We start from the raw sequence: 9,962 nt of genomic DNA, 5'->3' as shown, positions 1-9,962 counted from the left end.
TCGCGGGTCAGCTCGGCGTCGTCCAGGTGCAGCCGGGGCTGGACGAAGGCCCGAAGGTCGGCCTCGATCGCGCTCTGGTTCTGCGCCGTCGGCGGCACGATCGCGGCCCGCCGGACGAGGCCGTCCGCGTCCAGGTCGTAGCGGTGGTAGAGCAGCCCGCGCGGGGCCTCGGTGGCGCCGTACCCGGTGCCCGCCCGGGGCGGGACGGGGACGGCCGGGGCGGGCGGCGGCTCGTAGCGCTCGATGATCCGCTGCGCCTCGGTGACGGCCCACAGCACCTCCGCCGCCCGGACCACGATGCTGCGGAAGGGGTTGTCGCAGCGCGGGCCGAGCCCGGCCTCGGCGGCCAGCGCACGGACCTCAGCGGGCAGGCGCCCGCTGCCGAGGTTCCAGCGGGCGAGCGGCCCGGTCAGGTGGGGCCGCCCGTCGAGGGTGGCGTGCAGCGCGGTGGAGTGCGGCACCTGGCGCTCCCGGACGCGCTGCTCGAAGTCGTTCACGTCGAAGGGGCCGGCGATCGTACCGGTGGGCGCACCGGAATCGATGGCGTAGCCGTCAGGCTCGGTGAGTGCGAGGAGTTCGTGCCGGACGGTCAGCGGCGGGAAGTCGAACCCGGCTACCCAGCCGAGGGTGGACTCGGCGTCGGTCCTGGCCTGGCGCAACACCGTTGCCAGGTGGTCGAGTTCGGCTCGGGTCGGCAGCCGGTGGAAACCGCCGAGCCGGAGGTTGACCGGGTGGATCGCGCGCCCGCCGAGAGTTTCGAGGATCTCGTTGCCGGCCTTCTTGAGCCGCAGTCCGCGCTGGAGGAGGGCCGGGTCGGTGCGGGCGAGTGCCAGCGCGTCGGGCAGGTGCAGGAAGTCGGGAGCGTGCAGCAGGTAGATGTGCAGGGTGTGGCTCTCGATCCACTCCCCGCAGTACAACAGCCGTCGCAGCTGGGCGAGTTGGCCGCCCACTCGGACCCCGCAGGCGTTCTCCACCGCCTGGCAGGCGCTCATCTGGTACGCGACCGGGCAGATCCCGCAGATGCGTGAGGTGAGGTCGGGCGGTTCGGTGTACCGGCGGCCGCGCAGCAGCGCCTCGAAGTAGCGCGGGGGTTCGTAGATCTCCAGCCGGACGTCCTCGACGCCGCCGTCGCGGACGGAGACGTGCAGCGCGCCCTCGCCCTCGACGCGGGCCAACGCGCCGACGGTGAGCAGCCGCTCGGTGCGGTGGGTCATCCGGCCTCCTCGGTCGCCCGCCGGGCGGCCTCGGCGACGGCGCGGCGGGCGTGCTCGCCGTCGATGGGGCGGGTGGGGAATGCGGCGAGGGCGTCCTCGCCGTCGGGGCTGCCGGCAGGGACGGCGTAGCGCGACCCTCCCCCAGCCTCCGGTCTGGGGGCCGCCGTCTCGGTGAGCGCCAGGTCGTACGACGGTCCCTGCGGCAGGTCCGGGCCGGTGCCCGTCGAGGCGCAGAAGCAGACCGCGCTCGGCTCGGTGCACTCGACCACGACGAGGAACGCGCCGTCCCGCCGCGGCCCGTACACGGGATCGCGGTACGCGCCGCCGGTCAGCACCCGGTCCTGGACGGCGATCGCGCGCAGGTCGCAGGGCCGCACGCCGAGGAAGGCGTAGCGGGGCGGCGGGTCGTCGTCCTCACGGACGGTGACGGTGCCGTCCCCGGCCCGGTCCGCCTGCCAGAGCCGGGCCCGGGGCGGGTGCAGGAAGGTCTTCCAGGACCGCGGCCCGGCGGAGTGGGCGAACGCCGCCCGGTCGGCACGCCGGCGCAGCCGGTAGGTACCGGCCTCGGCCGCTGTGCCCCACCCGTACGGCAGCTCCTCGGCCGAGGCCAGCTCGGCGAGCACGACCGCGCCGTCCCGCACGGTGGGCCCGATCACGGTGTACCCGCGCTGCCGCAGGGCCTCGACGAGCGCGGCGAGGCCCTGTTCGTCCAGTTCCACGAGCGGTGCGGCGGTGGTGTCCATCGGGCTGTCCTCGGGCCGGTCCGGGAACCGCCCGGGGTGGGCGGCGCGCTACGTTCCACTGTCCGCCGCGTCCCGGGATTCCGCATGGGCCGCCCGCCCCCACTCCCGGGGGCCGTCGGGGCCCGCCCGCGGCCGTGGCCGTGGCCGGGCCCCGGACCGGCGGGTCCGGCGTCCACGCGGCCTGCGCCAGGACCTTCAGTGGGAACTCACCCAACTCGGCGACGGCCGTACCGACGACGAGCCGAAGGGTGCCGCATCCTGGCCACACACCACCGAGCCGAGAGGGAGACCCCCTTGCGCATCACCGACGCCCGCACCGGGCAACGCACCGAGATCCACCCGCACCGGGCCGGACTCCTGCACGTGACCGTCGACGTCGGTGAGCAGGGCCACCCGTTCGGCCTCGGGGATCTGCGAGCCCTGGTGGCCGGTGACGTACTGGCCCGCACCTGCGAGGCCCAGGGCCTGCAAGTGATCACCGAACTCGTCGTCCCGGACACCCCCGGCGAGGAGAGCCGGGCCCTGCTGAAGGCCGCCGACCGACTCGGCGTCCACCCGCCCGCCCAGCTCAGCACACGCCACGGCGGCGGCGGCGACGGCGGCGACGACGGCGACGGCCGGACGGCGGCCGACCTGTCGATCACGAGCCGCTCACCCTCCCATCCCGGCCCGCCGTCCGCGTCGATCCTGGTCACCGGTCCGGTGACGGCGCCCCGGCACGCCCGTGCGGATTCCGGAGCCGAACCGCTTGCCTCCGTCACCCTGGACGAGCACGATCCCCTCGCACTGCGCCTCACCTTCCTCGAACACGCCGTCACCGCCCCGATCCGGCTCACCGCCGACGACCTGGCGAACGCTGCCGCGCGGCTGGCCCGCTGGCGAGCACTGGTGGCCTCCCTCGCCTGCGAGCCGTCCCGCCCGCCGGAAGCCGACATGGTCCAGGGGGGATTCGACGGCCTGAACGAGGACCTGGACGCCCGGGCCGCGGTGCGCGCCCTGCACGCACTGGAGGCCCGGGCCGCCCTGCCGGACGGCGCCCGCTTCGAAACCTTCGTGCGCCTGGACCAGATCCTCGCCCTCGAACTCGGCCGCGACATCGGCCGAACACCGGGATGAACCGGCCGGGCGCGGCACCCGCGCCCAACCGACGGCTGAACCTCCGCCGGGCAGGCCAGGGCCGCCCCGGCAGGCCTGGCCAGTGGACTCGTGCCGCAGCAGGGTCCTCGCCTTGACCGCCTTGACGTGGCGCCCGCGCAGGTGGGCACGGTTGCCGCGGGAGGAGCAGGCCTTGTCTCCGGCGACCGCGTCGGGCCGAGTGCGAGGACGACCGACCGGCCCACGCACCCGCACCTTCCACAGCGGGTTCCGCCATGAGTCGGCCCGCTCCTGACGGAGCGAGATTCCGTTTCCGGAGAGAACCCCGGCCGCACTCCGGCAAGTTGACAGACCGCCATCACGGAAGGCCTGGCGGCCCCTCCCCGCGCCGAGGGGCGGTTCCGCGGCATGCGCACACCGCGGAACCGCCCTGGTTCCAGTCAGCTGCCGCCGGGGATGAACCGGTGATCAGAAACTGTGCGGGATCAGGCTGATGCAGTTCTGCTCCCACTGGCCCAGGTCGACGTTCGCGGTGGAGATGTACTGCATGTCGATGAAGCCGCTGATGGCGTTACCGGCCGCCGACGGGCCCCTCCCCGACCCCACCAGGGGCCCCCGCGCCAGAAGGCCGACCCGCAGAACCCCCGGGCCGGCCGCTGCGATATTCCGATTGGTCGCGTTCCGTTCAAGCTCCGCTTACCCCATCATGGAACGGTGTCCAGCGCGCCTACGCGCGTAGCACCGCCCCCTGTACCCCCACAGCACCAGGAGCTTGACTCATGCTCAGACACACCCACGCCGTCCGCCCGCTCGCCCTGGGCGCCGTCGTCCTGACCGTGCTCGCCGGCGCGAGCGCCGTACCCCACCGGGCCGCGGCGGCGACCGTGACGTCCACCGCCACCACCACGCAGCACCGCGTCCTGTTCGACAACAGCAAGGCGGAGACCGCCGGCAACGCGGACTGGATCATCAGCACCAACCAGCCGGACCCGCTCGGCGAGAACGCCAGCCCCCAGTCCGAGACCGACTGGACGGGCGCCATCTCCAGCTGGGGCGTCGCTCTCCAGAAGACCGGCCAGTACAGCCTCAAGACCCTGCCGAGCGGCTCCACCATCACCTACGGCACCGGCGGAGCACTGGACCTCGCCAACTTCGACGAGTTCGTCCTGCCCGAGCCGAACATCCGGCTGAGCGACTCCGAGAAGACCGCCGTCATGACGTTCGTCCAGAACGGCGGCGGGCTGTTCCTGATCTCCGACCACACCGGCAGCGACCGCAACAACGACGGCTGGGACTCCCCCGCCGTCATCAACGACCTCATGACCACCAACTCGGTCAACAGCAACGACCCGTTCGGGCTCTCGGTCGACCTGCTCAACATCCAGACCGACAACCCGACCGCCGTCAACGACGCCACGGACCCCGTCCTGCACGGCCCGTTCGGCACCGTCACCGGCAGCATCATCCGCAACGGCACCACCTTCACCCTCAAGCCCGCCGACAACCCCTCCGTCAAGGGCATCGTCTACCGCACCGGCTACTCCGGCACCACCGGCGCCTTCTTCGCCACCAGCAGCTTCGGCAAGGGCCGGGTCGCCCTCTGGGGCGACAGCTCGGCCATCGACGACGGCACGGGTGAACCCGGCAAGACCGTCTACGACGGCTGGAACGACCCGGCCGGCACCGACGCCGCGCTCGGCCTCAACGCCACCGCCTGGCTCGCCGCCGGCAGCGGCGGCAGCACCACCGGCAGCGTCACCCTCACCAACCCCGGCGCCCGGACGGCCACCGCCGGAACCGCCACCAGCCTCCAGCTCTCCGCCACCGACACGGCCGGCGGAAGCCTGAGCTACGCCGCGTCCGGCCTGCCCACCGGCCTGAGCGTCAACACCACGACCGGTCTGATCAGCGGTACCCCCACCACCGCCGGGACCTACTCCGTGACGGCCACCGCGACCGACTCCACCGGCCCGTCCTCCTCCGTCACCTTCACCTGGACCGTCCAGTCCACCGGCGGCGGCTGCACCGCGGCCCAGCTGCTCACCAACCCCGGCTTCGAGGCCGGTTCGACGGCCGGCTGGACGGAGACCAACACCAGCGGCACCAGCACCGTCAACAGCAGCTCCAGCGAGCCGCCGCACTCCGGCACGTACGACGCCTGGCTGGACGGGTACGGCACCACCAACACCGACACGCTCGCCCAGACGGTGACCCTGCCGGCCGGCTGCAGCACCTACACCTTCAGCTTCTGGCTGCACATCGACACCGCCGCGAGCAGCACCACCGCCTTCGACACGCTGAAGGTGACCGCGAACGGCACCACCCTGGCGACCTACTCCAACGTCAACGCGGCCGCCGGCTACCAGCAGCACAGCTTCAACCTGTCCGGCTACGCCGGCCAGACCGTGACCCTCAAGTTCACCGGCGCCGAGGACTACACCAAGCAGACCTCCTTCGTCCTCGACGACACCGCCGTCAACATCGCTTGACATCCTCCCCGCCCTGATATGTAGAGCGTTTCGTCAAGTGGTGCAGGGCTGCTCGCGCCCTCGGGAGGGCCGGGGCGCGAGCCGGGTGATGGTGCCTGGTGGGAGTCCCTGGGGCTGCGTGTCGTGGCGGCGACCCCGGGCGCTGGCCTCGGGCACGCCGAGCACGTCGGTCCCCCGCCGCACCGGGCGGCGGGGGACCGGTCCGTTTCCTCCCCCGGTTCGACCATGCCGTAGACCTCCTGCAGCGCCACCACGTCGGCGTCCAGGGACACGACGGCGGCGGTGAGCGGCTGCCCGGCGGCGGTGTCCGAGCTCGTGGACGACGGTCGGCCGTCGTCCAGGATCCTCCGGCCGCGCAGGACGTCGAAGGTCGCGAGCCGCACCGGCGCAGAGCTGATCAGGGGCGGACGGTTATAGCAACGGACCGACCGCTCAGGTCCAGGCGACCGTCAGCCGTCCGTCCCACTCCCCCGGAGCAGCCGGGCCTACCGGACGGACGTGCCGCCGCGCCGTTGCCGGAGGATCATCAAGACGGCGAAGGAACCGGTACCCGCGCCTCCCCGAATCGTCCGGATCCGCCGGATTCGCCGAGCCGGACAGCCCGCTGTCAGCCGTACCTCCTGGAGGTCCCCGTGAACACCACTCCCACGTCTGGTCCCGCCGCTCCGATCGTCGTCGGGACGGACTGCTCGGAGTCCGCCCGCAGGGCTGTGCTCTTCGCCCTTCGCGAGGCGCAGCTGCGCGGGGTCGGCGTGCGGGCCGTCTGCGCCTACGGCGGCGCACACACCGAGCCGCCCGGCACGGCCCTGACGGGCTGGCGCACGAGCGGCGAGCCGTCCCCGCATCTGCAGGACGCCGTCGCCCGCGATGTGACCGACTCGGTCGAGGAACTGCGGCAGCAGGTCGGCGAGCCGTACGTGGAGGTCGAGGTGCGCTGTGAGCGCGGCCGGCCCGCTCAGGTCCTGCTGGACGCGAGCCAGGACGCTGGCCTGCTGGTGGTGGGCACCCGCGGCGCGGGCCTCTGGGGACGGCTCACGCTCGGCTCGACCAGCACCGAGATCGTCCACCACGCCCACCTCCCCGTCGTCGTCGTGCCACCCCCGCCCGAGGGTGGCCCCGGGTGAGCGCTGTACCCGGCAAACCGGCGGACCTCCCGAGGAAGAGCAGGCCGTGCGGTACCGAACCGTCCAGGACGTCGACTGCCTGGAGTGGGCTGAGTTCACCGCCGCGGCGGGCGCGGGGCCACCCGGGCCCACCGGTCCGCCAGCCCGGGCCGGCCCGGCCCCGGTCGGCTGCGGCCGACGATGAGGGTGGTCAGGGCTCCGCACAGAGCCGGTGACAGCGCCGGGCCGGGGCTGACGAAGGAGTCTGCCTGTAGCTGCTGCACGTCTCGCTGGCCGCCGGCGGCGGGCCGCCCCGGCGGTCCCGTCAGCCGTCGGTCTGGTCGAGGACGTCCTCCACCGGGCGGCGCGGGCTGGCGGCTCCGGACGGGCCGTACCCGAGACGCAGGACGAGCTGGACGTGGGCGGGGCCCTCGGCGGGGTCGCGCAGGCGCCAGCGGGTGTCGGGGATCTCGACGGCCTGGTGCAGGACTGAGGCGCGCAGGCCGTGGACGGTGGCGAGCAGCCAGGCGCGCTGCATCGCCTGTCCGGTGCGCAACCAGTCGGCCTGGCCGTCGAAGTGGGTCTCGAGGATGGCGAGTTGGGGCAGGGCCTCAAAACGGCCGGCCGGGGTGGTGTGGCGCGGCGGGTGGCCTGCGAAGCTGCGCATCGGGACCCGGGCGTCGCGGTCGTGAGAGCCGAGGGCGGCGAGCGGAATGCCGTCGTAGGAGGGTTCGAGGCGCAGCCAGCGAAGGGTCTCGGCCTCACGGGTGACGTCGGCGGCGATCCGGGCCTCGGCCTCGGAGGTGAGGGCGAGCACCCGGCGCGCCCCGTACTCCTCCAGCACGGTCAGGGTGACGCCTTCGTCCTGGGCCGCTGTGATGAGGTCGGCGACGAGCGCCTCGGGGACGTCCCGGTTGGTGAACGGGTGGCGGCTGGAGTGGCGCTGGGCGATGGCCGGGTAGAGGTCGGCGCCGAAGGGCCGGGGCGTACGGGCGGGTGCGGAGAGGTCGAGCATCGCGCGCGGCTGCGCGCCTTCCCCCGCGGGGAGCAGCCGGACGGCAGCCTCGCGGCCGAGATGGGCGGCGGCCACCCTCAGGTTGAAGACGGCGGCGCCGATCGAGATGTGCATCGCCCTGCCGTCGGGGTCGGCGACCGGGACGGTTCGGCCCAGGTCCGCGTGCACCTCCAGGCCGAGCAGGTCGGGGGTGGGGCGGAAGCGCCAGGGCTGGCTGTTGTGCAGCGAGGGTGCCAGGCCTCCGGCTTCGGCCAGCAGACGCAGGTCGGCGGCGGTGAGGGCGGTTTCGGTGGTCATTGAGATTCACTCCCTGCTGCCTGTTCACTGCCTGCTACCGGCGGGGAGCGCCAGTGATTCAAGGATCCGCCGCCTCGGCGGTGTCCGGCGAGGGCCCAACGGCCCGGGTTCACCGGCCGGGCGGCCTGCCGTGTCGAGGACGCCGGTTCCTGGGTCTCTCCGCGGGTCCCCGAACGCCCGCGCCGGCCCCGCCGGCTCCCGTCGGCCCTCGTCGGCACGGGCGATGGGGCCCGCTGGCGGGCCGAACGGCCCTGCCGCCGCGCGCCCGGCGGCGGTCTGCTGGTGATGGAGGCCCGGCTCACCCGGCCAGGCCCTGAACACCGGAGGCACGGCCGTGCTGACCGACGACTCCCGCACCACCACCCAGCAGCTGATGCACACCGCCTCCGGGCGGACCCTCGCGGTGTCCCGCTACGCCCCGGAAGTCCTGCCGGACACCGGTCGCATCGTGCTCGACACGGCGCTCGCACCGTACGACGCCAACCAGGTCTGGATCTCGCTCACCCCGGCCGAGGCCCGGCTGCTGGCCGGGATGCTGCTGCGCCAGGCCGCCGCCCTGGAGCGACCTCAGGCTCCGCGGCCCGGACGGATCGAGGTCGATCCGGTGGCGGGAGACCTGTATGCCATCGGCATCCGGTCGCACGCCCTGACCGTGGACCAGCCCGTTGACGCGGGCGGCGGCGACGCCGCGCCGACCCCGGTCGAGCTGTGCGCCTCCGCCCTGGCCTCCTGCACCGCCCACTACGCCGGCGGCTACCTCGACCGGCACGGCCTCAACCGCGACGGCCTCCACGTCACCGCCGACTTCACCATGGCGCAGGACCGACCGGCCCGGATCGCCTCGGTCTCCATCGAGGTCACCGCCCCCGGCCTGCCGCCCGAGCGGGAAGCCGGCCTGCTCGCGGTCATCCGCCACTGCACGGTGAAGAACACGCTCGACAACCCGCCGGACGTCAGGCTCTCGCTGAACGGCACCCCAAGGGGCGGCGCGTCATGAAGGCCGGAGACCTGATGACCACACCGCCGGTCACCGTCGGTCTCACCACGACGGCCCTCGAGGCCGCTCTGGTCATGGAACGGGAGGCCGTCGGCTGCGTCCTCGTCATCGACCGGGGCCGTCTGCGGGGCATTCTCACGGACCGCGACCTCACCGTCCGCGGGCTCGCGCACGGCCCCCACCCCGCGCAACCGGTCACGGACCTCATGACCACCCCGGTCACCACCGTGGAGGCCGACGACGACCTCGACACCGCGTACCGCGTCTTCCGCAGCGCCGACGTGCGCCGCCTGCCCGTCCTCGACCAGGGCCGCCCCGTAGGCGTGCTCACCGTCGACGACCTGCTGCGCGACGTCGTCCAACGACTCTTCGACCTGCTCGTCCCGGTCTCGCACAGCGCGCTGCGCGAGACCGCGCTCTGACCGTCCGCGCACCCATCGGCGAAGCCACGAAACCCGCCTGCACCATCGAGATCACCGAGGACGGCTGACCACCGCCACCGCCCGGCCCGGGGCCGCCGCCCCGGGCCCGCCGATCCGGGAGGCCCGGAGATGACCACGCACACCAGGACACCGATGCGCACCAAGCAGTGGACCCTGCGCCTCGACCTCTTCGAGGAGGGCGACACCACCAAGGTCCACGCCGTCCTCGACACCGGCGACACACGGCTGGAGACCCGCACCACCGCCCACCGCAACCCCGACGACCCACCCGCCCCCGAGATCGGCGACGAGTACGCCGCCGCCCGCGCCCTCATCGACCTCGGCCACCAACTCCTGCGCGCCGGCCGCACCGACTCCGCCGCCAACGAGCCCTCCACGAGGCGCAGTCCGTAGACCGTCTGACGTCGGGGATGTCGGCCTCGCACGAGCGGTCTCTGGGCGAGGAAGTCGGCCTCCTCCGGGGGCGGCGGCCTAGGGCGTGTCTCTCCGATCATCTGACTCGTTAGATTGGTATGGCTGGTCGTGGTGATCTGACGGACGAGGAGTGGGCTCGCTTGGAGCCGCTT

The 9,962-nt window shown here is 73.5% G+C and carries 10 protein-coding genes; 6 read left to right on the top strand and 4 right to left on the bottom strand.

The annotated features are described in order from the left end of the window. Positions 1-1,214: Ni/Fe hydrogenase subunit alpha (locus tag ACWC9T_RS39195; RefSeq protein WP_449825818.1), on the bottom strand; the 1,214-nt coding region annotated here is incomplete at its 3' end. Further along, positions 1,211-1,957 (bottom strand): hypothetical protein, encoded by a 747-nt coding sequence (locus tag ACWC9T_RS39190; protein WP_449825817.1) that lies wholly within the window; start codon positions 1,955-1,957, stop codon positions 1,211-1,213. The genes ACWC9T_RS39190 and ACWC9T_RS39195, both read right to left, overlap by 4 nt. 294 nt (positions 1,958-2,251) lie before the next feature. Here ACWC9T_RS39190 and ACWC9T_RS39185 point away from each other — a divergent pair, with 294 nt between their 5' ends. Then, complete coding sequence (locus tag ACWC9T_RS39185; protein ID WP_449825816.1) at positions 2,252-3,073, top strand: hypothetical protein; 822 nt, start codon at positions 2,252-2,254, stop codon at positions 3,071-3,073. 447 nt (positions 3,074-3,520) lie between these two features. Here ACWC9T_RS39185 and ACWC9T_RS39180 read toward each other — a convergent pair whose 3' ends face one another. Beyond that, entirely contained in the window at positions 3,521-3,658 is a 138-nt protein-coding gene (locus ACWC9T_RS39180) for a hypothetical protein (protein ID WP_449825815.1), read from the bottom strand. Positions 3,659-3,831: 173 nt separating this feature from the next. On the opposite strand from ACWC9T_RS39180, the gene ACWC9T_RS39175 reads away from it, so the two are divergent. Then, complete coding sequence (locus ACWC9T_RS39175; protein ID WP_449825814.1) at positions 3,832-5,541, top strand: putative Ig domain-containing protein; 1,710 nt, start codon at positions 3,832-3,834, stop codon at positions 5,539-5,541. A 632-nt stretch (positions 5,542-6,173) separates the two neighbouring features. Then, positions 6,174-6,665 (top strand): universal stress protein, encoded by a 492-nt coding sequence (locus ACWC9T_RS39170; protein WP_449825813.1) that lies wholly within the window; start codon positions 6,174-6,176, stop codon positions 6,663-6,665. 304 nt (positions 6,666-6,969) lie between these two features. On the opposite strand, the gene ACWC9T_RS39165 is transcribed toward ACWC9T_RS39170, so the two are convergent. Further along, positions 6,970-7,956: an Acg family FMN-binding oxidoreductase gene (locus ACWC9T_RS39165; protein WP_449825812.1), complete on the bottom strand. Its 987-nt coding sequence runs from the start codon at positions 7,954-7,956 to the stop codon at positions 6,970-6,972. A gap of 334 nt (positions 7,957-8,290) precedes the next feature. On the opposite strand from ACWC9T_RS39165, the gene ACWC9T_RS39160 reads away from it, so the two are divergent. The 3 genes from ACWC9T_RS39160 (at position 8,291) to ACWC9T_RS39150 (ending at position 9,789) form a co-directional block, all read left to right on the top strand. After that, entirely contained in the window at positions 8,291-8,953 is a 663-nt protein-coding gene (locus tag ACWC9T_RS39160; RefSeq protein WP_449825811.1) for an OsmC family protein, read from the top strand. After that, a complete protein-coding gene (locus ACWC9T_RS39155) occupies positions 8,950-9,375 on the top strand; it encodes a CBS domain-containing protein (protein WP_449825810.1) in 426 nt (141 codons plus the stop codon). Before ACWC9T_RS39160 ends, ACWC9T_RS39155 begins: the two co-directional genes overlap by 4 nt. Before the next feature lie 129 nt (positions 9,376-9,504). Continuing rightward, on the top strand, positions 9,505-9,789 hold the full coding sequence (locus tag ACWC9T_RS39150) for a dsRBD fold-containing protein (protein ID WP_449825809.1): 285 nt from the start codon (positions 9,505-9,507) through the stop codon (positions 9,787-9,789). Positions 9,790-9,962: the final 173 nt, after the last annotated feature.

The sequence above is a fragment of the Kitasatospora sp. NPDC001159 genome, assembly GCF_053598235.1.
Note: the sequence above shows the minus strand (reverse complement) of the source record. Positions and strands in the feature narration are given on the sequence as shown.